Here is a 22,439-nt window from a genome sequence, read left to right as displayed (position 1 = left end):
GATCTTTAGCTCTGTCCCCTCATATCAAGAGGCTATGACGCTCACCGAGCTCAAGTACATCGTGGCAGTTGCGCGCGAGAAGCACTTCGGCCGTGCCGCGGAAGCCTGTTTCGTGTCGCAGCCGACCTTGTCGGTGGCGATCAAGAAGCTCGAGGACGAGCTGGAGGTCAAGCTGTTCGAGCGCAGCGCCAATGAAGTGTCCGTCACGCCGCTGGGCGAAGAGATCGTCCGGCAGGCGCAGAGCGTGCTGGAGCAGGCAGCGGCAATCAAGGAGATCGCCAAGCGCGGCAAGGACCCGCTGGCCGGCCCGCTGCGCCTCGGCGTGATCTACACCATCGGCCCGTACCTGCTGCCCGACCTCGTGCGCCAGGCGATTGCGCGGACGCCGCAGATGCCGCTGATGCTGCAGGAGAACTTCACCGTCAAGCTGCTGGAGATGCTGCGCACGGGCGAGATCGACTGCGCGATCATGGCCGAGCCCTTCCCCGACACCGGCCTGGCCATCGCAGCCCTTTACGACGAGCCCTTCCTCGCGGCGGTGCCGAGCACGCACCCGCTGTCGGCGCATGCCACCGTGACGGCCGACCAGCTGAAGAAGGAGACGATGCTGCTGCTGGGCACCGGCCACTGCTTCCGCGACCACGTGCTCGAGGTGTGCCCCGAGTTCGCGCGCTTTTCCAGTGACGCCGAGGGCATCCGCAAGAGCTTCGAGGGCTCGTCGCTGGAGACGATCAAGCACATGGTGGCGGCCGGGATGGGCGTGACGCTCGTGCCGAGGCTGTCCGTGCCGAAGGACGCACTGGAAACCAAGCCGAAGCGGCGCAAGGACGACCAGGCCTTCGTCAAGTACATCCCCTTCGACGGCGACCCGCCGAGCCGCCGCGTGGTGCTGGCGTGGCGCCGCAGCTTCACGCGCTACGAGGCCATCGCCGCGCTGCGCAACGCCATCTACGCCTGCGAGCTGCCGGGCGTCAAACGACTCTCATGACCGACAAGAACATCTTCCAACCCGGAATCCTCGACCCCGTCCCCGCCGTTGCACGCTACGTCAATTTCGTCGTCGCGCAGGAGGGGACCACCGCACAACAGATCAAGGAAGCCTTCACGCGCCTGTCGCCGCTGGCGAACGGCAGCGACGTGGTGCTGGGCATCGGGCCTTCGCTCGTGAAGGCGCTCGGCACGCAGGTCGAGGGCTTGCACGAATTCCCCGACTTCTCGGGGCACGGCGTGAAGGTGCCTTCGACGCCGGGGACGCTGTGGTGCTGGATCCGGGGTGAAGACCTCGGGGAGTTGCTGCACCTCACGCGCAAGGTGCAGAAGGCGCTCGCACCCGCGTTCGTCGTGCGGCACGTGGTGGACGCGTTCCGCCATTCCTGGAGCGGCACGCACGGGCGCGACCTCACCGGCTACGAGGACGGCACCGAAAACCCCGAGGGCGAGGCTGCCGTGGCGGCTGCCTTCGCGCCCGACGGCTCCAGCTTCGTCGCCGTGCAGCAGTGGCTGCACGACCTCGACGCGTTCGAGGCGCTGGCCGGCGACGCGGCCAACCACCACTTCGGCCGCGACCGCGTGACGAACGAGGAACTGGAGGACTCGCCCGAGGAGGCGCACGTCAAGCGCACCGCGCAGGAGAGCTTCGAGCCCGAGGCCTTCCTGCTGCGCCGCTCCATGCCGTGGATGATGAGCATGCAGGCCGGCCTGATGTTCGTGGCGTTCGGCAAGTCGTTCTACGCCTTCGAGGCGCAGATGAAGCGCATGGCGGGCCACGACGACGGCATCGTCGATGCGATCTTCCGGATTTCGAAGCCCGTCAACGGGTCGTACTATTGGTGTCCCCCGATGCGGGACGGCAAGCTGGATTTGCGCCGGCTGGGCCTGTAAGACACCAAGTGCTGCGCGAGAAACTCGACCTCTACCTCGACCTGATCCGCTGGAACCGGCCCGCGGGCTGGCTGCTGTTGCTGTGGCCGTCGCTCTCCGCGTTGTGGGTCGCGGCGCATGGCTTCCCCGGCTGGCACCTGCTGGCGGTGTTCACGCTCGGCACGATCCTGATGCGCAGCGCCGGCTGCTGCGTCAACGACGTGGCCGACCGGGACTTCGACAAGCACGTCAAGCGCACGGCGCAGCGGCCTGTGACGGCGGGACGCATCGGCGTGAAGGAGGCGCTGGTGCTCGGTGCGGTGCTGGCGCTCGCGGCGTTCGCCCTCGTGCTGACGACGAACGCAGCAACGATCGCGTGGTCGTTCGTCGCGCTCGCGATCGCGATCGCGTATCCCTTCGCGAAGCGCTTCGTGTCGATGCCGCAAGCCGTGCTGGGCGTCGCCTTCAGCTTCGGCATCCCCATGGCCTTTGCGGCGGTGGAGTCGCGCGTGCCACTGCTTGCGTGGGTGCTGCTGCTTGGCAACCTGTTCTGGGTGCTCGCGTACGACACCGAGTACGCCATGGTGGACCGCGACGACGACCTGAAGATCGGCATCAAGACGTCGGCCATCACGCTGGGCCGCGCCGACGTGGCCGTTGTGATGCTTTGCTATGCCGCCTACCTCGTGATCTGGGCGGCGGCGCTCGCGGGCGAAAAGCTGGGCGCGTTCTTTGCATTGGGGCTGCTGGCCGCGGCCGGGCAGGCGGCGTGGCACTGGTCGCTGATCCGGGACCGCACGCGGGAAGGTTGTTTCCGCGCCTTCCGGTTGAACCACTGGGTCGGCTTCGCCGTGTTTGCCGGCATCGTGCTGGGTTACGCCACAAGGTCCTGAAGCTCTGAGCGCGCACCGCGCGAGGGCCGCCGCGCACCAAGCTGGCACAGGCGTTGCATGGCGTGCGGCATGCATGCCGACGCGCTGACGCTGACTGCCCCGCCCGAGCCGGCCGCCAACCCGCTGTGGCGGCACCAGCTCGGGCTGCTGCTGGAGTCCACCGGCGAAGGCATCTTCGGCATCGACCTGCACGGCCACTGCATGTTCATCAACCGCGCCGGCGCGCGGCTGCTCGGCTATGAGCAGGGCGAGGTGCTGGGCCGCAACATGCACGAGCTGACCCATCACTCGCATGCCGACGGCTCGCACTACCCGGACACCGACTGCCCGATCTTCAACGCGTTCCGCCAGGGCCTGCCCTGCCGCATCGACACCGAGGTGTTCTGGCGGCGCGACCACACGGCCTTTCCGGTGGAGTATTCGAGTTACCCGATCATGGACGCGGGCGAAGTGCGCGGCGCCGTCATCACGTTCGTCGACATCACCGAGCGCAAGCAGACCGCCGAGGGTCTGCGGCAGGCGAACGAGGCCCTGGAGCAGCGTGTGGCGGAACGCACGCGCGAACTGTCGGTGGCACTCTCCCGCCAGCGCGAGCTGGCCGCGTACTCGGAGAAGGTGCGCGAAGAAGAACGCACGCGCATCGCGCGCGAGGTGCACGACGAGCTCGGCAGCCTGCTCGTGGCGCTGAAGATGGAGATCAACTGGCTGGACAAGCGCTTGTCCGAGCAGGCGGAACGCGAGCCCGCCGACGCGCAGGCCATGCGCGACCGCATGCGCGGCAAGTGCCAGGGCATGAGCCGGCTGATCGAGGACGCGGTGCAGAACGTGGGCCGGATCATCACCGACCTGCGCCCCAGCATCCTCGACCACCAGGGCCTGTGGGCGGCGCTGGAATGGCAGGCGCACGAGTTCGTGCGGGTGAGCGAGCTGGCACTCGACTGGGATGTGCCGGCCAGCGGATTGCCCGAGCTGGCGGAGCCCGTGTCCGTGGCCGTGTTCCGCATCTTCCAGGAGATGCTGTCCAACGTCGGGCGGCACGCGCGGGCGTCGCGGGTCGCCGTGCACGTCGCGCTGGCGCCCGGCGAGCTGCGCCTTGCCGTGAGCGACGACGGCTGCGGCGCACCGGCGGATGCGTTCGAGGCGCCGACTGCCTACGGCGTGATGGGTATGCGGGAGCGGGCGCGCCACTTCGGCGGCCGGCTCGCGATCCGCAGCGAACCGGGGCGCGGCAGCACCTTCACTTTGTACCTGCCGCTGCAAGATGGCTGACGGCAAGATCCGGCTGCTGCTCGCCGACGACCACCGCATCGTGCGCGAGGGCCTCAAGCAGGTGCTGGCCGACGCGCCGGAGATCGAGGTGCGCGCCGAGGCGGTCGATGGCGCGCAAGCGTTGCAACTCGTCGCGCAGCACGGCGGCGAAGCCGGGCTCGACATCGCATTGGTGGACATCGCGATGCCCGGGCGCGACGGGCTCGACGTGCTGCAGGCGCTGCGGCGGGACTGGCCGAAGTTGCCGGTCCTCATCTTGTCGACCTACCCCGAGCGGCAGTACGCCGTGCGCTGCATCAAGCTGGGCGCGGCCGGCTACCTGAACAAGAGCGCGGACCCCGACGACATGATTGCCGCCGTGCGCAAGGTGGCGGCCGGCGGCGTGTACGTCACCCCGACAACGGCGGAAGCCCTCGCCAGCGCCGTGGGCCGTGGTGGCGCAGGTGCGGGGCCCGAAGCGCTGTCGCACCGCGAGTACCAGGTGTTCCGGCTGCTCACTTCGGGGCATAGCGTGAGCGATATTGGTGCGCAGTTGCAGCTGGCACCCAATACGGTGAGCACCTATCGCGCCCGCATCCTGGAAAAGACGGGTACGCGCAACGACGTGGAGCTTGCGCTCTATGCCGAGCGGCACGCGAAGGGCGCCGGCTGACCCGGGTTTGTAGGGCTGGCACTACACGCGTTCGACGGGCCGTGGGTGATTTGCCCCTTCGGCCCGGCTCGGGCGGACCGCAGGCGCAGCGCTTGCAAGGCAGCAGGGACTTCATCGCACCGAGGACCTCGCCATGCCCGACCGCCTTCCCGACGCCTACGATGCCGACCGGCCGATGCAGCTGCGCTGTGCCTGCGGCGCCGACCACGCCCCTCAGGAGCACGGCGCCACCAGTGACGAGTTCATCGAGAACACGCTGGTCAAGGCGCTCTTTCCTGTCGACGCGGTGCGACGCAGCTTCCTGAAGGCCGTGGGCGCCGGCACCGCGCGCGCCGCGATCGCTTCGCTGGTGCCCGTGGGTGCGCTGCAGGCCATGGCCCAGGAGCGCGGGCCGCTGGAGAAGAAGGACCTGAAGATCGGCTTCATCGCCATCACCTGCGCTTCGCCGCTGATCATGGCCGACCCGCTGGGCTTCTACAAGAAGGAGGGCCTCAACGTCTCGCTGAACAAGACGGCGGGCTGGGCACTCATCCGCGACAAGATGATCAACAAGGAGCACGACGCCAGCCACTTCCTCTCGCCGATGCCGCTGGCCATGAGCATGGGTCTGGGCAGCAACCAGGTGGGGATGAACGTGGCGAGCATCCAGAACACCAACGGGCAGGCGATCACGCTGCACGTGAAACACAAGGACAAGCGCGACCCCAAGACCTGGAAGGGGTTCAGGTTCGCGGTGCCGTTCGAGTATTCGATGCACAACTTCCTGCTGCGCTACTACCTGGCGGAAAACGGCATCAACCCCGACACCGACGTGCAGATCCGCGTGACGCCGCCGCCCGAGATGGTGGCCAACCTGCGCGCGGGCAACATCGACGGCTTCCTCGGGCCGGACCCGTTCAACCAGCGCGCGGTGTACGACGAGGTCGGCTTCATCCACATCCTGTCCAAGGAGATCTGGGACGGCCACCCGTGCTGCGCGTTCGGCGTGAGCGAAGAGTTCATCAAGCAGAACCCCAACACGTTCGCGGCGCTTTACCGCGCCATCCTCACCGCCAGCTTCATGGCGAGCCAGCCGAAGGACCGCGAGCTGATGGCCAAGGTGATCGCGCCGCCGCAATACCTCAACCAGCCGGAGACGGTGCTCGCGCAGGTGCTCACCGGCAAGTTCGCGGATGGCCTGGGCAACGTGCGCAACGTGCCCGACCGCGCCAACTTCGACCCGGTGCCGTGGCAGTCGATGGCGGTGTGGATGCTCACGCAGATGAAGCGCTGGGGCTACGTGAAGGGCGACGTGAACTACAGGCAGATCGCCGAGAAGGTGTTCCTGCTCACCGACGCGAAGAAGTACATGTCGCAGGCGGGCTTCCGGCCGCCCGAGGGCGCGTACCGCAAGTTCAAGGTGATGGGCAAGGAGTTCGACCCCGCCAAGCCCGAGGAGTACGCGAAGAGCTTCGCGATCAGCCGGATGGCGGCGCCGTGATGTCGCGCCTCGACCTCAAGGCGGCGCTCGTGTCGGCGCTGCTGCTGCTGGTGTTTCTCGGTGCGTGGCACCTGGCCACGCAGCAGCCGGGCGCCGGCGCGGCGGGGGCGCTGAGCGCGGAGCAAGCCGAGTACGCGAAGATGATGGGCAAGGACCCGGGCACGCAGAAGACGACGGGCTTTCCCACGCTGTCGCAGGTGGGTGCCACATTCGCGCGCCAGCTGGGCGACCCGTTCTACGACAACGGCCCCAACGACAAGGGCATCGCCATCCAGCTGGCGCACTCGCTCGGGCGCGTTGGCCTGGGCTTCCTGCTCGCGTGCATCGTGGCCGTGCCGCTCGGCTTCGTCATCGGCATGTCGCCGCTGCTGCAGAAGGCGTTCAACCCCTTCATCCAGGTGCTCAAGCCGATCTCGCCTCTCGCGTGGATGCCGCTGGCGCTGTACACCATCAAGGACTCGTCGGTCTCGGGCGTGTTCGTCATCTTCATCTGCTCGGTGTGGCCGATGCTGATCAACACCGCGTTCGGCGTGGCGAGCGTCAAGCGCGAGTGGCTGAACGTGGCGCTCACGCTGGAAGTGCGGCCGCTGCGCAAGGCGCTGCGCGTCATCCTGCCGGCGGCGGCGCCCACCATCCTCACCGGCATGCGCATCAGCATGGGCATCGCCTGGCTCGTGATCGTGGCCGCGGAAATGCTGGTGGGCGGAACGGGCATCGGCTACTTCGTGTGGAACGAGTGGAACAACCTGTCGCTCACGAACGTGATCTTCGCCATCGTGGTGATCGGGCTCGTCGGGATGCTGCTGGACCTGCTCTTCGCGCAGTTGCAGAAGGCGGTGACCTATGTGGAGTGAACGCGAACCCGGGCCGGGGGTGGTGCCGGCGGCGCGCGTCGCGCAGAAGGAGGCAGCCATGCCAGGCTTCCTGAAAGTCGATGGCCTGTCGAAGTCGTTCATTGCCGGCAAGCCCGTCTTCGCCGACGTGACGTTCGCGATCGACCGCGGCGAGTTCGTCTGCATCATCGGCCACTCCGGTTGCGGCAAGACCACGATCCTCAATGTGCTTGCCGGCCTGGACCGTGCGACCACCGGCACGGTGATCATGGACGGGCGCGAGGTCGCGGGGCCCGGGCTCGAGCGGGGCGTGGTGTTCCAGGGCCACGCGCTCATGCCTTGGCTTTCGGTGCGCCAGAACATCGCCTTCGCCGTGGAATCGCGCTGGCCGGACTGGAAGCCCGCGCAGGTGAACGCGCACGTCGAGAAGTTCGTGGCGATGGTGGGCCTGACCGCCGCGCTGGACAAGAAGCCGGCGCAGCTGTCGGGCGGCATGAAGCAGCGCGTGGGCATCGCGCGCGCATTCGCCATCCAGCCCAAGATGCTGCTGCTGGACGAGCCCTTCGGCGCGTTGGACGCGCTGACGCGCGGGACCATCCAGGACGAGCTGATGGGCATCGTGCGCAGCACCCGGCAGACCGTGTTCATGATCACGCACGACGTCGACGAAGCCATCCTGCTGGCCGACCGCGTCCTGCTGATGTCCAACGGCGCGGAGCACGACGGCACGTATTCACCCGGCGGCATTGCCGAAGTCGTGATCAACCCGCTGCCGCGCGAACGCACGCGCTCCGGGCTGCACCACCTGCCCGGCTACTACGACCTGCGCAACCACATCGTCGATTTCCTGGTGTCCCGCGCGCACGCGGGGCACCAACCCTCACCCCCACAAGGAGCCAACGCATGAACCGCAACGACGTCACCGAAAAGATCATCGCCACCAAGGTGAGCCAGGGTCTCACGTGGGAAGGCGTGGCCAAGAAAGTCGGCCAGTCGAAGGAATGGACCACCGCCCTCTGCCTGGGGCAGATGACGGCCACGAGCGAGCAGGCCAAGGTGCTCGGCGAGGTGTTCGGCCTCACCGAGGACGAGCAGAAGTGGCTGAAGGTGGTGCCGTACAAAGGCTCGCTGCCCACTTCCGTGCCCACCGACCCGCTGATCTACCGCTGGTACGAGATCGTCAACGTCTACGGCACCACGATCAAGGAGTTGATCCACGAGGAGTTCGGCGACGGCATCATGAGCGCGATCGACTTCTCCATGGACATCACGCGCGAGCCAGACCCGAAGGGCGACCGCGTGAGCGTCGTGCTCTCCGGCAAGTTCCTGCCGTACAAGACGTACTGAGGTCAGGCACCGAATTCGTTGCCGAGTTCGTCGGCGCGCTTGCAGGCGGCGTGCAGCGCCTTGATGAAGTGCGCCTTCACGTTGTCGCTGTCCATGGATGTCGTGGCGGCGTAAGTGGTGCCGCCCTTGGAGGTGACGCGCTCGCGCAGCAGCTCGGGTGGGTCGTTCGACGCCTGCGCGAGTGCCGATGCCCCGACGAAGGTGCCGACGGCGAGCTTGTACGCCTGCTGCTCGGTGAGGCCCATTTCCTTGCCGGCCTGGCGCATCGCTTCGAGGAAGTAGAAGACGTACGCCGGGCCGGAACCGGAGAGCGCGGTGACGGCGTCGAGGTGCTTTTCCTCGTCCACCCACAGGAACTCTCCCGTGGTGGCGATCACGCGCTCGACCTGCGCCTTGTCCGCCGCGGTCACAGCATCGCGCGCGAACAGCGCCGTCATGCCTTTGCCCACGAGCGCCGGCGTGTTGGGCATCGAACGCACGATGCGCTGCGTGCCGAGCCACCGCGCGATGCTGTCGGAGCGGATGCCCGCGGCCACGCTCAGGTGCAGCGCGGTGCCCGTATGCGGCTTGGCCTGCGCGGCGGCGTCCTTGAAGGTCTGGGGCTTGACGGCCCACACGACGAGCTCGCAACCGGCGAGCGCGGCGCCGGGTTCCGCCTGCGCCGTTATGCCGAACTGCTCCTTGAGCTTCGCGCGCTGCGGCTCGTAGGGCTCGACGATCTCGATGTTCGAGGCGGCCATGCCCTGCCGGATGAGCCCGCCGATGATGGCGCTGGCCATGTTCCCGCCGCCGATGAAGCCGATGCGCGTATTGTCGTTTGCCATGTCCTTACCCGAGGTATTCGCAGGCGGCGAACTGCGTCACCTGCAGGGGATTGAAATTGTCGTCGCTCACGAAGACCAGGGTGCGGGCGCCGTTCGCAAGGCGCGGGCCCCAGCACATGCCCTCGGTGTTGTCCAGGCGCGAGAGGCCGAGCTGCGCGAAGTCGGCGATCAAGGTCTTGCGCGGCATGCGCACGTTTGTACCGGACAGCGAAGCCACGGCGAGCGTGTCGGAGCCTTCGCGCACGTCGATGCGATACACGCGAAGCGAAGTGCCGCGGCCCATCATGAATGCGCGTTCGAGCACCAGCATGTGGTGCTCGCCGTCCATCAGGACTTCGCTCACGCCGTTGTCCGCGAAAGAGCCGGGCGGGATGGGGCGCGCCGGGATCGGGTCGGGCTGGTAGGCGATCTGGCGTGTCGCGCGGCCGCTCGCCACGTCGAACAGCGTGAAGCGGCAGGCGCCGCCGCCGGATTCCACGGTGGGCATGCCGCCGTCCTGCTCGAGCGCGTTCTCCATCGCCACCCACGCGCCGCGCGCGTCGGGCGTGAGCGCGAGCCCTTCGAAGGTGACGTTGTTGCGCGGGCCGGTGCCCGCTGTGCCGCCAAATCGGAACATGGGCGGGAGCTCGAACTCGCGCACGTGCGAGCCATCGGCGCGCGCTTCGCGGATCCAGGGCGACAGCTTGATCGCGCCGTCGCCCTCGCTGGTCCACAGCACGTTGCCATTGGGCAGCCACCGCACGGCCTCGGGGTCGGGCACGTCGCCACCTTGCCGCCGGCCGGGGAACGGCTGCCCGTTTGACTGGCGCAGGGTGTGCACGTCCTTCAGCGTGACCTGCAGCTGGCCCGGGCTGAGCTGCAGGTCGAAGGTGTAGAACCGCGCCGGGTCGATCTCGGAGCGGTCGTCCGACAGCGCGATCCAGAGGTTGCGCGCCGTGTCGTAGTCGATGCCCGAGAGCCCACCGACAGTGGTGCCCTTGAACTTCATGCGGTGCGGGAGCGTCGCCTCGCCGATCAGTTTGAGCTTGGGAGGGGCCGAGGTGACGGAGGGCACCATGCAGCCCGCGGCGGCCAGCGTCGCGGCGGCACCGGTGGCGCGCAGCAGGGTGCGGCGCGTGAGCAGGAGGGAAGTCATCGCAAGCGAGTCTAGTTCCTGCGGGAAGCTTGAGTTACGCTGCGGGCCCATGAAATACGTTCTTGCGCTGGACCAGGGGACGACGAGCTCGCGTGCCATCGTGTTCAACCGGGAGGGCCAGGTGGTCGCCCTCGCGCAGCGCGAGTTCCGCCAGATCTTCCCGCAGCCGGGCTGGGTGGAGCATGACGCGCGCGAGATCTGGGCGACGCAGCATGCGGTGGCGCTGGAGGCGATCGAGAAGGCCGGGGGCGAGATCGTCGCGATCGGCATCACCAACCAGCGCGAGACCACGGTGCTGTGGGACCGCGCGACCGGCCAGCCGGTGGCCAACGCCATTGTCTGGCAGGACCGCCGCACGGCACCGCGCTGCGACGAGCTGCGCAAAGCCGGCAAGGCCGCTCTGATCCAGAAGAAGACCGGCCTCGTGATCGACGCCTACTTCTCCGGGACCAAGCTCCAATGGCTGCTGGACAACGTGCCGGGCGCGCGCAAGCGTGCCGAAGCGGGCGAGCTGGCCTTCGGCACCGTCGACAGCTGGCTGCTGTGGAACCTCACCCGCGGGCGGCTGCACGGGACGGACGCGAGCAACGCGTCGCGCACGCTGCTGTTCAACCTGCACACCATGGACTGGGACGACGAGCTGCTGCGGTTGCTGGACATCCCGCGCGCGGTGCTGCCGCAGGTGCTGCCTTCGAGCGGGTTGCTCGCGGACGTGGAGACATCGCTGTTCGAGGCTTCGATCCCCATCGCGGGCATCGCCGGCGACCAGCAGGCCGCGACGTTCGGGCAGGCCTGCTTCGCGCCGGGCATGGCCAAGAACACCTACGGCACGGGCTGCTTCATGTTGATGAACACCGGTGCCACGCCGGTGGCGAGCCGCAATCGGCTGCTCACCACCGTCGGTTGGCAGGGCCCGCAGGCAGCGCACCGCACGGCGTACTGCCTCGAAGGCAGCGTGTTCATGGCCGGTGCGACGGTGCAGTGGCTGCGAGACGGCTTGCAGGTGATCCAGTCGGCGCCCGAGGTCGAGTCGCTCGCCGCGCAGGTGGAAGACACCGGCGATGTCTATCTCGTGCCGGCGTTCGCCGGCCTGGGCACGCCCGATTGGGATGGCTACGCGCGTGGCACGCTCGTGGGCATGACCCGCGGCACGACGCGTGCGCATATCGCGCGTGCCGCCCTTGAGGCGATTGCGCTGCAGAGCGCGGACGTGTTCGACGCGATGAGCCGCGATTCGCGCATCGCGCTGAAGGAACTGCGCGTCGATGGCGGCGCGTCGCGCAACAACCTGCTGATGCAGATGCAGGCCGACTTCCTCGGCGTGCCCGTCGTGCGGCCGCAGGTGACGGAGACCACGGCGCTCGGCGCCGCGTACCTCGCCGGTCTTGCGACCGGCTATTGGTCCGGCGCGGACGAAATTTCGGCGCAGTGGAAGTCGGACCGCCGCTTCGAGCCGCGCCTGCCGGAGGGCGAGCGCCGCGCGAAGCTCGCGCGGTGGCGGCAGGCGGTGGAGCGATCCAAGGGCTGGGCGCAGCGAGAATGACGGGGACATGAAGCGACAAGAATTGGTGGAGCGGCTGGCCCGGCCGCACACGTATGACCTGGCAATCGTGGGCGGTGGGGCAACCGGGCTGGGCGTGGCGCTGGACGCTGCCGCCCGCGGTTTCAGCGTCGTGCTCGTGGAATCGCACGATTTCGCGAAGGGCACGTCGTCGCGGGCGACAAAGCTGGTCCATGGCGGCGTGCGCTACCTTGCGCAGGGCAACATTTCGCTCGTGCGCGAGGCGCTGCACGAACGCACGACACTGCTGCGCAACGCGCCGCACCTGGCGCAGCCACTGGCCTTCGTCATGCCTTCGTACAAACTGTGGGAGACGCCGTTCTATGGCGCCGGGCTCAAGATGTACGACGCGCTGGCGGGATCGGCCGGGCTCGGGGCGACGGAGTTCCTCAGCCGCTCGCGCACGCTGGCCTGCCTGCCGACAGCGAAGCCGGATGGGCTCAAGGGCGGCGTGAAGTACTGGGACGGGCAGTTCGACGATGCCCGGCTCGCGCTCGCGCTGGCGCGCACGGCCGCCGAACGCGGCGCGCTCCTCGTCAATTACTGTTGCACGACAGGCCTGCTGCACGAGAACGGCAAGGTGGTCGGCCTGGCCTGCCGCGACCAGGAAACCGGCCGCGAATACCGCGTGCACGCCAAGTGCGTGATCAACGCCGCGGGCGTCTGGGTCGACGAGTTGCGCCAACAGGATGGGCAGGCCATCGGCCGCGCGGTCAAGCCCATGGTGGCGCCGAGCCAAGGTGTCCACGTCGTGGTCGACAAGGAATTCCTGCCGGGCGACCACGCGCTCATGGTGCCCAAGACGGTGGACGGCCGGGTGCTTTTCGGCGTGCCGTGGCTCGGCAAGGTGATCCTCGGCACCACCGATACGCCCCGCTCCGACCTGCCGCGCGAGCCCCGCCCGTTCAAGGACGAGTTGGCGTTCATCCTCGGCGAGTCGGCGCGCTACCTCGTCAGGGCCCCGCAGCCGCGGGACATCCGCAGCATCTGGGTCGGGCTGCGTCCCCTGGTCAAGCCGCTGGGCGAGGACGGCGAGTCCACCAAGGCGCTCAGCCGCGAGCACACGGTGCTGGTCAGCCGCAGCGGGCTGGTCACCGTGACCGGCGGCAAGTGGACGACCTACCGGGCCATGGCGGAGGACGTCCTCGAGAAGTGTTTCGGTGCGCAGCTCCTGCCGAGGGCAAGACCGGGTGTGACCACTAACTTGCCGCTCGTGGGCGCAACCGACCTGCGCGGCGCGCCCGTTTCCCTGAGCGCCGCGCAAGGCCCGCATATATATGGAGGCGAAGCCGGCTTGGTGGGGTCCCTGCCCGGCAGCGGCCGCAAGCTCGGCGGCGGCCTGACCGAAGCCATGGTCCGGTTCGCGGCCCGCCGCGAGTACGCCCGAACCGCCGAGGACGTGCTGGCCCGTCGCGTCCGGTTGCTGTTCCTCGATGCGGCGATGGCGGCCGAGCTCGCGCCGGAAGTGGGGGCCATCCTGCGTGAGGAGACCGGCGTCGACCCCCAGGTCGAGGCCTTCCAGGCGCTGGCGCGCAGCTACACGGAGTTGCCACAATAGCCCCCGTTTGACAATCCAGCCAGATCGGTCATAATCGCGGGCTCGCCTTTTGGTAGGCGAGCTTCTGCCCATTCGAAGTTTCGCAAGAAGCGACGGCGGGCCCAAGACTGCCCCGATGGCCTGAGGGATGTTCCCTCGGGGGTTTCGGGACAAGTTGGGAATAAACGAAATGATCCAGACTGAATCTCGGCTCGAAGTCGCCGACAACACCGGTGCGAAGTCCGTTCTTTGCATCAAGGTGCTCGGCGGTTCCAAGCGTCGCTACGCCAGCGTGGGCGACATCATCAAGGTGAGCATCAAGGAAGCCGCGCCCCGTGGCCGCGTGAAGAAGGGCGAGGTCTACAGCGCCGTCGTCGTTCGCACCGCCAAGGGCATTCGCCGCGCCGACGGCTCCCTGGTCAAGTTCGACGGCAATGCCGCCGTGCTGCTCAACAACAAGCTGGAGCCCATCGGCACCCGCATCTTCGGCCCCGTGACGCGCGAGCTGCGCACGGAGAAGTTCATGAAGATCGTGTCGCTGGCGCCCGAAGTCCTGTAAGGAACCGTCATGAACAAGATCCGCAAGGGTGACGAAGTCATCGTGCTGGCCGGCAAGGACAAGGGCAAGCGCGGCCGCGTGCAGCTGCGCAAGGATGCCGACTACATCGTGGTCGAGGGCATCAACCTGGTGAAGAAGCACACCAAGCCTAACCCCATGAAGGGCACGACCGGCGGCATCGTGGAGAAGGCCATGCCCATCCACCAGTCCAACGTCGCGATCTTCAACCCCGCCACCGGCAAGGCTGACCGCGTGGGCATCAAGACGGAAGGCGAGAAGCGCACGCGCGTGTTCAAGTCCTCCGGCGAAGAAATCAAGGTGGCCTGATCATGTCCCGCTTCCAAGAACACTATCGCACCAAGGTCGCTCCCGAGCTGACCGCCAAGTTCGGCTACAAGTCGCCGATGCAGGTGCCGCGCATCACCAAGATCACGCTGAACATGGGCGTGAGCGAGGCCGTGGCGGACAAGAAGGTCATGGAAAACGCCGTCGGCGACCTGACCAAGATCGCCGGCCAGAAGCCCGTCGTGACGAAGGCCAAGAAGGCCATCGCCGGCTTCAAGATCCGCGAAGGCCAGGCCATCGGAACGATGGTCACGCTGCGCGGCAACCGCATGTACGAATTCCTGGACCGTTTCGTGACGGTCGCGCTGCCCCGCGTGCGCGACTTCCGCGGCGTGTCCGGCCGCGCCTTCGACGGCCGCGGCAACTACAACATCGGCGTGAAAGAGCAGATCATCTTCCCCGAGATCGAGTACGACAAGGTCGACGCGATCCGCGGTCTGAACATCTCCATCACGACCACGGCGAAGACCGACGAGGAAGCCAAGGCGCTCCTGGCCGGCTTCAAATTCCCGTTCAAGAACTGAAGGTGCATCGTGGCTAAAACCGCACTGATCCAGCGCGAACTCAAGCGCGAAAAGCTGGTCTCCAAGTACGCCAAGAAGTACGAGGAGCTCAAGGCCATCGCCAACGATGCCAAGCGCAGCGAAGAAGAGCGTGCCGCCGCGCGCGACTCCCTGCAGAAGCTGCCCCGCAACGCGAACCCCACGCGCCAGCGCAACCGCTGCGAAATCACCGGCCGTCCGCGCGGCACGTTCCGCCAGTTCGGCCTGGCCCGCAACAAGATCCGCGAGATGGCCTTCACGGGCGACATCCCGGGCGTGGTCAAGGCCAGCTGGTAAGCGCGAGGAGAGACAGACATGAGCATGAGTGATCCCATCGCCGACCTGCTGACGCGCATCCGCAATGCGCAGATGGTCGCCAAGTCCTCGGTGACGGTGCCCTCTTCCAAGGTGAAGGTGGCCATCGCCCAGGTGCTGAAGGACGAGGGCTACATCGACGGCTTCCAGGTCAAGACCGAAGGCGGCAAGACCGAGCTCGAGATCGCCCTGAAGTACTACGCCGGCCGCCCGGTCATCGAGCGCCTCGAGCGCGTGAGCCGCCCCGGCCTGCGCGTGTACAAGGGCGTCGGCGCCATCCCCCAGGTCATGAACGGCCTGGGCGTCGCCATCGTGACGACCCCCAAGGGCGTGATGACGGACCGCAAGGCCCGCGCCAGCGGCGTCGGCGGCGAAGTCCTTTGCTACGTCGCTTAAGCGGGAGGTAAAGAGAAATGTCCCGAGTCGGAAAAATGCCCGTTGAAGTCCCGAAGGACGTCAACGTCGAAATCAAGGAAGACCAGATCAGCGTGAAGGGCAAGGGCGGCGAGCTGCGCCTGGCCACGAACGCGCTGGTGAAGGTGGCCTCCAAGGACGGCAAGCTGTCCTTCGAGCCCGCGAACGATTCGCGCGAAGCCAACGCCATGAGCGGCACCATGCGCCAGCTGGTGAACAACATGGTGCTGGGCGTCACGAAGGGCTTCGAGAAGAAGCTCACGCTCGTGGGCGTCGGCTACAAGGCCGCCGTGCAGGGCTCCAAGCTGAACCTCGCGGTCGGCTACAGCCACCCCGTGAACGTCGAAGCCCCTGCGGGCATCACGTTCGCCACCCCCACGCCGACGGAAATCCTCGTGAAGGGTGCCGATCGCCAGCGCGTGGGCCAGTTGGCCGCCGAGATCCGTGCCGTCCGCCCGCCCGAGCCCTACAAGGGCAAGGGCATCCGCTACGCGGACGAGAAGATCACGATCAAAGAGACCAAGAAGAAGTAAGGAGCATGACGATGTTGAACAAGAAAGAGCAGCGTCTGCGCCGTGCGAAGCAAACCCGCATCCGGATCGCGACGCAGGGTACGGCCCGCCTGACGGTGAACCGCACCAACCTGCACATCTACGCGAGCGTGATCTCGGGCGACGGCTCCAAGGTGCTGGCTTCCGCTTCGACGGTCGAGGCCGACATCCGCAAGGAGCTCGGCACCGTGGGCAAGGGCGGCAATGCCGCCGCCGCCGCGCTGATCGGCAAGCGCATCGCCGAGAAGGCCAAGGCCGCCGGCGTCGAGAAGGTCGCCTTCGACCGCGCCGGTTTCGCGTATCACGGCCGCGTCAAGGCGCTGGCCGAGGCCGCCCGTGAAGCGGGCCTGCAGTTCTAACGGACACGGATACCAAGATGGCAAAAGTTCAAGCGAAGACGCAGGGTGACGGTCCGGAAGACGGCCTGCGCGAGAAGATGATCGCGGTCAACCGCGTGACCAAGGTGGTGAAGGGCGGCCGTATCCTCGGCTTCGCGGCGCTCACCGTGGTCGGCGACGGCGACGGCCGCGTCGGCATGGGCAAGGGCAAGTCCAAGGAAGTGCCCGCGGCCGTGCAGAAGGCGATGGAAGAAGCGCGCCGCGGCATGACCAAGGTCACGCTGAAGAACGGCACGATCCACCATGCGGTCACCGGCCACCACGGCGCCGCCCGCGTGATGATGGCGCCGGCCCCCAAGGGTACCGGCATCATCGCCGGCGGCCCGATGCGTGCCGTGTTCGAAGTCATGGGCATCACCGACATCGTGGCCAAGAGCCACGGTTCGACCAACCCGTACAACATGGTCCGCGCCACGTTCGACGCGCTGAAGAACTCCACCACTCCCTCGGAAGTGGCGGCCAAGCGCGGCAAGTCGGTCGAAGAGATCTTCACCGCCTGAGGAGCAGCAAATGGCTAACCAACAACAGAAGACGGTGAAGGTCCAGCTGGTTCGCAGCCCGATCGGCACCAAGGCCGACCACCGCGCCACCGTGCGCGGCCTGGGCCTGCGCAAGCTCAACTCCGTGAGCGAGCTGGAAGACACGCCGGCCGTGCGCGGGATGATCAACAAGATCGATTACCTGGTGAAGGTGCTCTGATCATGGAACTCAATACCATCAAGCCGGCTGACGGCTCCAAGAAGCCCCGCCGCCGCGTCGGCCGCGGCATCGGCTCCGGCCTGGGCAAGACCGCCGGCCGCGGCCACAAGGGCCAGAAGTCCCGTGCGGGCGGCTACCACAAGGTCGGCTTCGAAGGCGGCCAGATGCCGCTGCAGCGCCGCCTGCCCAAGCGCGGCTTCAAGTCGCACAACCTGAAGTTCAACGGCGAAGTGACGCTGGCGCAGCTGGAGAAGCTGGGCGCGGCCGAGGTCGACCTCCTGGCCCTCAAGCAGGCCAAGCTGGTGGGCCAGATCGTCCAGAACGTGAAGGTGATCAAGTCCGGCGAGCTCAAGCGCGCCGTGAAGCTGACGGGCATCGGCGCCACCGCCGGCGCCAAGGCCGCCATTGAAGCGGCCGGCGGCAGCCTCAACTGAGCAGGATGTCTCTGACTTCCAAGGACCGACGTGGCAACTAGCGCTGCACAAATCGCGAAGACCGGCAAGTTCGGCGACCTGCGTCGCCGGCTGGTGTTCCTTTTGCTCGCGCTGGTCGTCTACCGCATCGGCGCGCACATCCCGGTGCCCGGCATCAACCCCGACCAGCTCGCGCAGCTGTTCAAGGGCCAGCAGGGCGGCATCCTGAGCCTGTTCAACATGTTCTCGGGCGGTGCGCTCTCGCGGTTCACGGTGTTCGCGCTGGGCATCATGCCGTACATCTCGGCCTCGATCATCATGCAGCTGCTCACGTACGTGGTCCCCACGTTCGAGCAGCTGAAGAAAGAGGGCGAGGCGGGCCGCCGCAAGATCACGCAGTACACGCGCTGGGGCACGCTGGGCCTGGCGATCTTCCAGTCGCTGGGCATCGCCGTGGCGCTGGAAAGCTCCGCCGGCCTCGTGGCCAGCCCGGGCATGGGCTTCCGCCTCACGGCGATGGTCAGCCTCACGGCCGGCACGATGTTCCTGATGTGGCTGGGCGAGCAGATCACCGAGCGGGGCTTGGGCAACGGCATCTCGATCCTGATCTTCGCGGGCATCGCCGCCGGGCTGCCCAACGCGATCGGCGGTCTGCTGGAGCTGGTGCGCACGGGCGCGATGGGGCCGCTGACGGCCATCATCATCTGCATCGTGGTCGCGGCCGTCACGTACTTCGTGGTGTTCGTCGAGCGCGGCCAGCGCAAGATCCTCGTGAACTACGCGCGGCGCCAGGTCGGCAACAAGGTGTACGGCGGCCAGTCGTCGCACCTGCCGCTGAAGCTGAACATGTCGGGCGTGATCCCGCCGATCTTCGCGTCGTCGATCATCCTGCTGCCGGCCACGGTCGTCAGCTGGTTCTCGGCGGGCGAGTCGATGACGTGGCTGAAGGACATCGCGGCGACGCTGACCCCCGGCCAGCCGATCTACGTGATGCTGTACGCCAGCGCCATCGTGTTCTTCTGCTTCTTCTACACGGCGCTCGTGTTCAACAGCCGCGAGACCGCCGACAACCTGAAGAAGAGCGGAGCGTTCATCCCCGGGATCCGTCCCGGCGACCAGACCGCCCGCTACATCGACAAGATCCTGGTTCGCCTCACGCTGGCGGGCGCGGTGTACATCACCTTCGTCTGCCTGCTGCCGGAGTTCCTGATCCTGAAGTACAACGTGCCCTTCTATTTCGGCGGCACCTCGCTGCTGATCATCGTGGTGGTCACCATGGACTTCATGGCCCAGGTGCAGAACTACCTCATGAGCCAGCAGTACGAGAGCCTGCTGAAGAAGGCCAATTTCAAGACGTCGCTGGGCGGCTGAAATGGCGAAGGACGACGTCATCCAGATGCAGGGGGAAGTGGTCGAGAACCTTCCCAATGCGACGTTTCGAGTGAAGCTGGAAAACGGGCACGTGGTGCTCGGGCATATTTCGGGAAAGATGCGGATGCACTACATCCGCATCCTCCCGGGTGACAAGGTCACCGTGGAACTGACGCCCTACGACTTGTCGCGGGCACGAATTGTTTTCCGCGCCAAGTAAGGGCGGGCGAGTTTTAGGAGAAAGAACATGAGAGTTTCGGCTTCCGTCAAGAAGATCTGCCGCAACTGCAAGATCATCCGCCGCAAGGGCGTTGTCCGCGTGATCTGCACCGATCCGCGCCACAAGCAGCGTCAAGGTTAAGTTTCAGAGGAATCGACATGGCACGTATCGCCGGCATCAACATCCCGCCGCACCAGCACGCCGAAATCGGCCTGACGGCGATCTTCGGCATCGGTCGCACGCGCGCCCGCAAGATCTGCGAGGCCTGCGGCATCGCCTACTCGAAGAAGATCAAGGACCTGACGGACGCGGAGATGGAAAAGATCCGCGACCAGATCGGCCAGTTCACGATCGAGGGCGACCTGCGCCGCGAGACCACGATGAACATCAAGCGCCTGATGGACATCGGCTGCTACCGGGGCTTCCGCCACCGCCGTGGCCTGCCGATGCGCGGTCAGCGCACGCGTACCAACGCACGCACCCGCAAGGGCCCGCGCAAGGCCGCCCAGGCCCTGAAGAAATAACGGGAAGAGAGATAAGACATGGCCAAGGCTCCCGCCAGCAACGCCGCGCAGCGAGTGCGCAAGAAGGTCCGCAAGAACGTGTCGGACGGCATCTGCCACGTGCACGCGTCCTTCAACAACACGATCATCACGATCACCGACCGCCAGGGCAACGCCTTGAGCTGGGCCTCCTCCGGCGGCCAGGGCTTCAAGGGCTCGCGCAAGTCCACGCCGTTCGCCGCCCAGGTGGCCTCGGAAGTGGCCGGTCGCGCCGCGATCGAGCAGGGCATCAAGAACCTCGACGTCGAGATCAAGGGCCCGGGCCCCGGTCGCGAGTCGTCGGTGCGTGCGCTGGCCGCGCTGGGCATCCGCATCACGTCGATCAGCGACGTGACGCCGGTCCCGCACAACGGCTGCCGCCCGCAGAAGCGCCGCCGCATCTAAGTCAGTCAACCCAAGCCCACCGCTTGCGCTGCACGCAGCGCAAGCTCCCCCGGCAACAGGCCGGGGTAGTGTTTTAAAGGAAAGAGAAAGTGGCACGTTACCTCGGCCCCAAGGCCAAACTCTCCCGCCGTGAAGGCACCGACCTGTTCCTGAAGAGCGCCCGCCGCTCCATCAGCGACAAGGCCAAGTTCGACTCCAAGCCCGGCCAGCACGGCCGCACGTCGGGCCAGCGCACCAGCGACTTCGGCCTGCAGCTGCGCGAGAAGCAGAAGGTCAAGCGCATGTACGGCGTGCTGGAGCGCCAGTTCCGCCGCTACTTCGAGGAGGCCGAGCGCCGCAAGGGCAACACGGGTGCCAACCTGCTGTTCCTGCTCGAGTGCCGCCTGGACAACGTCGTATACCGCATGGGCTTCGGCTCCACCCGCGCCGAGGCGCGCCAGCTGGTCAGCCACAAGGCGATCACGGTCAACGGCCAGCCGGTCAACATCCCGTCGTACCTGGTCAAGGCCGGCGACGTGATCGCGGTGCGCGAGAAGTCCAAGAAGCAGAACCGCGTGGTCGAAGCGCTGCAGCTCGCCCAGCAGGTCGGCATCCCGGGCTGGATCGAGCTCAACGCCGACAAGGCCGAAGGCACCTTCAAGAAGGTCCCGGACCGCGACGAATTCGGCGCCGACATCAACGAATCCCTGATCGTCGAACTGTATTCGCGGTAAACGGACGATAACGAGGCAGCTTCGCCTCCTCGTACTTGGTTTTTTTAGTTCCAGCCTTACCGGTGTAACGAGCCGGGGGTATTGAGAAGGAAAGTCCTGCATGCAAACCAATTTGCTGAAACCCAAATCCATCAACGTGGAGCAGCTCGGCACCAACCGTGCCAAGGTGACCCTGGAGCCGTTCGAGCGGGGCTACGGCCACACGCTGGGCAACGCGCTGCGCCGGGTCCTGCTCTCGTCGATGGTCGGGTATGCGGCCACCGAGGTCACCATCGCCGGTGTCCTGCACGAGTACTCGTCCATCGACGGCGTGCAGGAAGACGTCGTGGGGATCCTGCTGAACCTGAAGGGCGTGGTGTTCAAGCTCCACAACCGCGACGAGGTCACGCTGTCGCTGCGCAAGGACGGCGAAGGCGTGGTCACCGCCGCTGACATCCAGACGCCGCACGACGTCGAGATCATCAACCCCGACCATGTCATCGCCAACCTGTCGCAGGGCGGCAAGATCGACATGCAGATCAAGGTGGAGAAGGGCCGCGGCTACGTGCCGGGCACGATGCGCCGCTACGGCGACGAGCCGACCAAGTCGATCGGCCGCATCGTCCTGGACGCGTCGTTCTCGCCGGTCAAGCGCGTGAGCTACACGGTCGAGAGCGCTCGCGTGGAGCAGCGCACCGACCTCGACAAGCTGGTGATGGAGATCGAGACCAACGGCGCGATCACCGCCGAGGACGCCGTGCGCGCCTCCGCGAAGATCCTCGTCGAGCAGCTCGCGGTGTTCGCGCAGCTCGAGGGCAGCGAGCTCGCAGCCTTCGATGCGCCGGTGCAGCGTTCGAGCCAGCAGTTCGACCCGATCCTGCTGCGCCCGGTCGACGAGCTCGAACTCACGGTTCGCTCCGCGAACTGCCTGAAGGCCGAGAACATCTACTACATCGGCGACCTGATCCAGCGGACCGAGAACGAGCTGCTCAAGACCCCGAACCTGGGCCGCAAGTCGCTCAACGAAATCAAGGAAGTCCTGGCTTCGCGCGGGCTCACGCTCGGCATGAAGCTGGAAAGCTGGCCCCCGGCCGGCCTGGACAAGCGTTAACCAACCAATGGTGAACTGGCAGTACCTGACACGGCTGCCTTTGAAGATAAGGAAAGGAACACACCATGCGCCACGGACACGGCCTGCGTAAACTCAACCGCACCAGCGAGCACCGCCTCGCGATGCTGCGCAACATGATGAACTCGCTGATCGAGCACGAGGTGATCAAGACCACCGTGCCGAAGGCGAAGGAACTGCGCCGCGTCGTCGAGCCGATGATCACCCTGTCGAAGGAAAAGACGGTCGCCAACCAGCGCCTCGCCTTCGACCGCCTGCGCAGCCGCGACTCCGTCGCCAAGCTGTTCAACGAGCTGGGCCCGCGCTACAAGGCGCGCCCGGGCGGCTACACGCGCATCCTGAAGATGGGCTTCCGCGTCGGCGACAACGCGCCGATGGCACTCGTCGAACTCGTGGACCGTCCCGAGCCGACCGAAGCAGCCGCCACCGAGCAGGCCGCTTCCGAATAACCTA

The 22,439-nt window shown here is 66.8% G+C and carries 31 protein-coding genes; 29 read left to right on the top strand and 2 right to left on the bottom strand.

The genetic code is table 11. The annotated features are described in order from the left end of the window. Positions 1-34: 34 nt before the first annotated feature. The 9 genes from H8R02_RS03630 to cynS all read left to right on the top strand — a co-directional run bounded on the left by H8R02_RS03630 (position 35) and on the right by cynS (position 8,334). Entirely contained in the window at positions 35-988 is a 954-nt protein-coding gene (locus H8R02_RS03630; RefSeq protein ID WP_187079967.1) for a LysR substrate-binding domain-containing protein, read from the top strand. Then, positions 985-1,881 carry a Dyp-type peroxidase gene (locus H8R02_RS03625; protein ID WP_187079966.1) on the top strand — a complete coding sequence of 299 codons (897 nt, stop codon included), beginning with the start codon at positions 985-987 and terminating at the stop codon, positions 1,879-1,881. Before H8R02_RS03630 ends, H8R02_RS03625 begins: the two co-directional genes overlap by 4 nt. An 11-nt stretch (positions 1,882-1,892) precedes the next feature. Continuing rightward, a complete protein-coding gene (gene ubiA, locus H8R02_RS03620; protein ID WP_222622363.1) occupies positions 1,893-2,753 on the top strand; it encodes a 4-hydroxybenzoate octaprenyltransferase in 861 nt (286 codons plus the stop codon). Positions 2,754-2,822: 69 nt separating this feature from the next. Continuing rightward, positions 2,823-4,022: a sensor histidine kinase gene (locus tag H8R02_RS03615; protein ID WP_187079964.1), complete on the top strand. Its 1,200-nt coding sequence runs from the start codon at positions 2,823-2,825 to the stop codon at positions 4,020-4,022. Then, positions 4,015-4,674 carry a response regulator gene (locus H8R02_RS03610; RefSeq protein ID WP_187079963.1) on the top strand — a complete coding sequence of 220 codons (660 nt, stop codon included), beginning with the start codon at positions 4,015-4,017 and terminating at the stop codon, positions 4,672-4,674. The genes H8R02_RS03615 and H8R02_RS03610 overlap by 8 nt, the downstream gene beginning before the upstream one ends. A 133-nt stretch (positions 4,675-4,807) precedes the next feature. Continuing rightward, positions 4,808-6,154 (top strand): CmpA/NrtA family ABC transporter substrate-binding protein, encoded by a 1,347-nt coding sequence (locus H8R02_RS03605; RefSeq protein ID WP_187079962.1) that lies wholly within the window; start codon positions 4,808-4,810, stop codon positions 6,152-6,154. Next, the gene (gene ntrB / locus H8R02_RS03600; protein WP_187079961.1) at positions 6,154-7,008 is read left to right on the top strand and encodes a nitrate ABC transporter permease; all 855 of its coding nucleotides are present in this window, start codon (positions 6,154-6,156) and stop codon (positions 7,006-7,008) included. Before H8R02_RS03605 ends, ntrB begins: the two co-directional genes overlap by 1 nt. A 58-nt stretch (positions 7,009-7,066) precedes the next feature. Next, on the top strand, positions 7,067-7,894 hold the full coding sequence (locus tag H8R02_RS03595) for an ABC transporter ATP-binding protein (RefSeq protein WP_255429131.1): 828 nt from the start codon (positions 7,067-7,069) through the stop codon (positions 7,892-7,894). Then, positions 7,891-8,334 (top strand): cyanase, encoded by a 444-nt coding sequence (gene cynS, locus H8R02_RS03590; RefSeq protein ID WP_187079959.1) that lies wholly within the window; start codon positions 7,891-7,893, stop codon positions 8,332-8,334. Before H8R02_RS03595 ends, cynS begins: the two co-directional genes overlap by 4 nt. Before the next feature lie 2 nt (positions 8,335-8,336). Here cynS and proC read toward each other — a convergent pair whose 3' ends face one another. Together proC and H8R02_RS03580 are read right to left on the bottom strand one after the other, a co-directional pair. Then, positions 8,337-9,158, bottom strand: coding sequence for a pyrroline-5-carboxylate reductase (proC, locus tag H8R02_RS03585; protein WP_187079958.1), 822 nt, complete (start codon positions 9,156-9,158; stop codon positions 8,337-8,339). Between the two features lie 4 nt (positions 9,159-9,162). Next, positions 9,163-10,293, bottom strand: a complete 1,131-nt coding sequence (locus H8R02_RS03580) for an esterase-like activity of phytase family protein (RefSeq protein WP_187079957.1) — start codon at positions 10,291-10,293, stop codon at positions 9,163-9,165. Between the two features lie 49 nt (positions 10,294-10,342). On the opposite strand from H8R02_RS03580, the gene glpK reads away from it, so the two are divergent. From glpK to rplQ, 20 genes are all read left to right on the top strand, one after another. Beyond that, positions 10,343-11,836: a glycerol kinase GlpK gene (gene glpK / locus H8R02_RS03575; RefSeq protein WP_187079956.1), complete on the top strand. Its 1,494-nt coding sequence runs from the start codon at positions 10,343-10,345 to the stop codon at positions 11,834-11,836. A gap of 7 nt (positions 11,837-11,843) precedes the next feature. Then, positions 11,844-13,412 (top strand): glycerol-3-phosphate dehydrogenase/oxidase, encoded by a 1,569-nt coding sequence (locus H8R02_RS03570; protein WP_187079955.1) that lies wholly within the window; start codon positions 11,844-11,846, stop codon positions 13,410-13,412. Positions 13,413-13,581: 169 nt separating this feature from the next. Beyond that, positions 13,582-13,950, top strand: coding sequence for a 50S ribosomal protein L14 (gene rplN, locus H8R02_RS03565; RefSeq protein ID WP_187079954.1), 369 nt, complete (start codon positions 13,582-13,584; stop codon positions 13,948-13,950). Between the two features lie 9 nt (positions 13,951-13,959). Continuing rightward, a complete protein-coding gene (gene rplX / locus H8R02_RS03560; protein WP_187079953.1) occupies positions 13,960-14,277 on the top strand; it encodes a 50S ribosomal protein L24 in 318 nt (105 codons plus the stop codon). A 2-nt stretch (positions 14,278-14,279) separates the two neighbouring features. Next, entirely contained in the window at positions 14,280-14,819 is a 540-nt protein-coding gene (gene rplE / locus H8R02_RS03555; RefSeq protein ID WP_187079952.1) for a 50S ribosomal protein L5, read from the top strand. A gap of 9 nt (positions 14,820-14,828) precedes the next feature. Further along, complete coding sequence (gene rpsN, locus H8R02_RS03550) at positions 14,829-15,134, top strand: 30S ribosomal protein S14 (protein WP_187079951.1); 306 nt, start codon at positions 14,829-14,831, stop codon at positions 15,132-15,134. A gap of 18 nt (positions 15,135-15,152) precedes the next feature. Further along, positions 15,153-15,548, top strand: coding sequence for a 30S ribosomal protein S8 (rpsH, locus tag H8R02_RS03545; protein WP_187079950.1), 396 nt, complete (start codon positions 15,153-15,155; stop codon positions 15,546-15,548). Between the two features lie 17 nt (positions 15,549-15,565). Beyond that, positions 15,566-16,099: a 50S ribosomal protein L6 gene (gene rplF, locus H8R02_RS03540; protein WP_187079949.1), complete on the top strand. Its 534-nt coding sequence runs from the start codon at positions 15,566-15,568 to the stop codon at positions 16,097-16,099. 11 nt (positions 16,100-16,110) lie between these two features. Beyond that, positions 16,111-16,476 (top strand): 50S ribosomal protein L18, encoded by a 366-nt coding sequence (gene rplR / locus H8R02_RS03535; RefSeq protein ID WP_187079948.1) that lies wholly within the window; start codon positions 16,111-16,113, stop codon positions 16,474-16,476. Positions 16,477-16,493: 17 nt separating this feature from the next. Next, a complete protein-coding gene (gene rpsE / locus H8R02_RS03530) occupies positions 16,494-17,015 on the top strand; it encodes a 30S ribosomal protein S5 (RefSeq protein WP_187079947.1) in 522 nt (173 codons plus the stop codon). 10 nt (positions 17,016-17,025) lie between these two features. Beyond that, a complete protein-coding gene (gene rpmD, locus H8R02_RS03525; RefSeq protein ID WP_187079946.1) occupies positions 17,026-17,214 on the top strand; it encodes a 50S ribosomal protein L30 in 189 nt (62 codons plus the stop codon). 2 nt (positions 17,215-17,216) lie between these two features. After that, a complete protein-coding gene (gene rplO / locus H8R02_RS03520; protein ID WP_187079945.1) occupies positions 17,217-17,648 on the top strand; it encodes a 50S ribosomal protein L15 in 432 nt (143 codons plus the stop codon). A 30-nt stretch (positions 17,649-17,678) separates the two neighbouring features. Next, complete coding sequence (gene secY / locus H8R02_RS03515; RefSeq protein ID WP_187079944.1) at positions 17,679-18,998, top strand: preprotein translocase subunit SecY; 1,320 nt, start codon at positions 17,679-17,681, stop codon at positions 18,996-18,998. 1 nt (position 18,999) lies between these two features. Beyond that, positions 19,000-19,218 carry a translation initiation factor IF-1 gene (gene infA, locus H8R02_RS03510; protein ID WP_012734373.1) on the top strand — a complete coding sequence of 73 codons (219 nt, stop codon included), beginning with the start codon at positions 19,000-19,002 and terminating at the stop codon, positions 19,216-19,218. Positions 19,219-19,245: 27 nt separating this feature from the next. Continuing rightward, a complete protein-coding gene (gene rpmJ / locus H8R02_RS03505) occupies positions 19,246-19,359 on the top strand; it encodes a 50S ribosomal protein L36 (RefSeq protein WP_011481465.1) in 114 nt (37 codons plus the stop codon). Positions 19,360-19,376: 17 nt separating this feature from the next. Then, positions 19,377-19,742: a 30S ribosomal protein S13 gene (rpsM, locus tag H8R02_RS03500; protein ID WP_187079943.1), complete on the top strand. Its 366-nt coding sequence runs from the start codon at positions 19,377-19,379 to the stop codon at positions 19,740-19,742. 18 nt (positions 19,743-19,760) lie between these two features. Further along, entirely contained in the window at positions 19,761-20,165 is a 405-nt protein-coding gene (gene rpsK, locus H8R02_RS03495; protein ID WP_187079942.1) for a 30S ribosomal protein S11, read from the top strand. 89 nt (positions 20,166-20,254) lie between these two features. Beyond that, positions 20,255-20,878 (top strand): 30S ribosomal protein S4, encoded by a 624-nt coding sequence (rpsD, locus tag H8R02_RS03490; RefSeq protein ID WP_187079941.1) that lies wholly within the window; start codon positions 20,255-20,257, stop codon positions 20,876-20,878. A gap of 100 nt (positions 20,879-20,978) precedes the next feature. Beyond that, complete coding sequence (locus H8R02_RS03485) at positions 20,979-21,968, top strand: DNA-directed RNA polymerase subunit alpha (RefSeq protein ID WP_187079940.1); 990 nt, start codon at positions 20,979-20,981, stop codon at positions 21,966-21,968. Between the two features lie 65 nt (positions 21,969-22,033). Continuing rightward, positions 22,034-22,435 carry a 50S ribosomal protein L17 gene (rplQ, locus tag H8R02_RS03480; RefSeq protein WP_187079939.1) on the top strand — a complete coding sequence of 134 codons (402 nt, stop codon included), beginning with the start codon at positions 22,034-22,036 and terminating at the stop codon, positions 22,433-22,435. Positions 22,436-22,439: the final 4 nt, after the last annotated feature.

The sequence above is a fragment of the Ramlibacter albus genome, from assembly GCF_014297445.1.
GTDB lineage: Bacteria > Pseudomonadota > Gammaproteobacteria > Burkholderiales > Burkholderiaceae_C > Ramlibacter > Ramlibacter albus.
Note: the sequence above shows the minus strand (reverse complement) of the source record. Positions and strands in the feature narration are given on the sequence as shown.

Excerpts from the sequence above, each read along its gene's own strand:
- H8R02_RS03630 (WP_187079967.1), top strand. The coding sequence starts at position 35 with ATGACGCTCACCGAGCTCAAGTACATCGTGGCAGTTGCGCGCGAGAAG.
- H8R02_RS03625 (WP_187079966.1), top strand. The coding sequence starts at position 985 with ATGACCGACAAGAACATCTTCCAACCCGGAATCCTCGACCCCGTCCCC.
- H8R02_RS03615 (WP_187079964.1), top strand. The coding sequence starts at position 2,823 with ATGCATGCCGACGCGCTGACGCTGACTGCCCCGCCCGAGCCGGCCGCC.
- H8R02_RS03610 (WP_187079963.1), top strand. The coding sequence starts at position 4,015 with ATGGCTGACGGCAAGATCCGGCTGCTGCTCGCCGACGACCACCGCATC.
- H8R02_RS03605 (WP_187079962.1), top strand. The coding sequence starts at position 4,808 with ATGCCCGACCGCCTTCCCGACGCCTACGATGCCGACCGGCCGATGCAG.
- ntrB (WP_187079961.1), top strand. The coding sequence starts at position 6,154 with ATGTCGCGCCTCGACCTCAAGGCGGCGCTCGTGTCGGCGCTGCTGCTG.
- H8R02_RS03595 (WP_255429131.1), top strand. The coding sequence starts at position 7,067 with ATGCCAGGCTTCCTGAAAGTCGATGGCCTGTCGAAGTCGTTCATTGCC.
- cynS (WP_187079959.1), top strand. The coding sequence starts at position 7,891 with ATGAACCGCAACGACGTCACCGAAAAGATCATCGCCACCAAGGTGAGC.
- proC (WP_187079958.1), bottom strand. The coding sequence starts at position 9,158 with ATGGCAAACGACAATACGCGCATCGGCTTCATCGGCGGCGGGAACATG.
- H8R02_RS03580 (WP_187079957.1), bottom strand. The coding sequence starts at position 10,293 with ATGACTTCCCTCCTGCTCACGCGCCGCACCCTGCTGCGCGCCACCGGT.
- glpK (WP_187079956.1), top strand. The coding sequence starts at position 10,343 with ATGAAATACGTTCTTGCGCTGGACCAGGGGACGACGAGCTCGCGTGCC.
- H8R02_RS03570 (WP_187079955.1), top strand. The coding sequence starts at position 11,844 with ATGAAGCGACAAGAATTGGTGGAGCGGCTGGCCCGGCCGCACACGTAT.
- rplN (WP_187079954.1), top strand. The coding sequence starts at position 13,582 with ATGATCCAGACTGAATCTCGGCTCGAAGTCGCCGACAACACCGGTGCG.
- rplX (WP_187079953.1), top strand. The coding sequence starts at position 13,960 with ATGAACAAGATCCGCAAGGGTGACGAAGTCATCGTGCTGGCCGGCAAG.
- rplE (WP_187079952.1), top strand. The coding sequence starts at position 14,280 with ATGTCCCGCTTCCAAGAACACTATCGCACCAAGGTCGCTCCCGAGCTG.
- rpsH (WP_187079950.1), top strand. The coding sequence starts at position 15,153 with ATGAGCATGAGTGATCCCATCGCCGACCTGCTGACGCGCATCCGCAAT.
- rplF (WP_187079949.1), top strand. The coding sequence starts at position 15,566 with ATGTCCCGAGTCGGAAAAATGCCCGTTGAAGTCCCGAAGGACGTCAAC.
- rplR (WP_187079948.1), top strand. The coding sequence starts at position 16,111 with ATGTTGAACAAGAAAGAGCAGCGTCTGCGCCGTGCGAAGCAAACCCGC.
- rpsE (WP_187079947.1), top strand. The coding sequence starts at position 16,494 with ATGGCAAAAGTTCAAGCGAAGACGCAGGGTGACGGTCCGGAAGACGGC.
- rpmD (WP_187079946.1), top strand. The coding sequence starts at position 17,026 with ATGGCTAACCAACAACAGAAGACGGTGAAGGTCCAGCTGGTTCGCAGC.
- rplO (WP_187079945.1), top strand. The coding sequence starts at position 17,217 with ATGGAACTCAATACCATCAAGCCGGCTGACGGCTCCAAGAAGCCCCGC.
- infA (WP_012734373.1), top strand. The coding sequence starts at position 19,000 with ATGGCGAAGGACGACGTCATCCAGATGCAGGGGGAAGTGGTCGAGAAC.
- rpmJ (WP_011481465.1), top strand. The coding sequence starts at position 19,246 with ATGAGAGTTTCGGCTTCCGTCAAGAAGATCTGCCGCAACTGCAAGATC.
- rpsM (WP_187079943.1), top strand. The coding sequence starts at position 19,377 with ATGGCACGTATCGCCGGCATCAACATCCCGCCGCACCAGCACGCCGAA.
- rpsK (WP_187079942.1), top strand. The coding sequence starts at position 19,761 with ATGGCCAAGGCTCCCGCCAGCAACGCCGCGCAGCGAGTGCGCAAGAAG.
- H8R02_RS03485 (WP_187079940.1), top strand. The coding sequence starts at position 20,979 with ATGCAAACCAATTTGCTGAAACCCAAATCCATCAACGTGGAGCAGCTC.
- rplQ (WP_187079939.1), top strand. The coding sequence starts at position 22,034 with ATGCGCCACGGACACGGCCTGCGTAAACTCAACCGCACCAGCGAGCAC.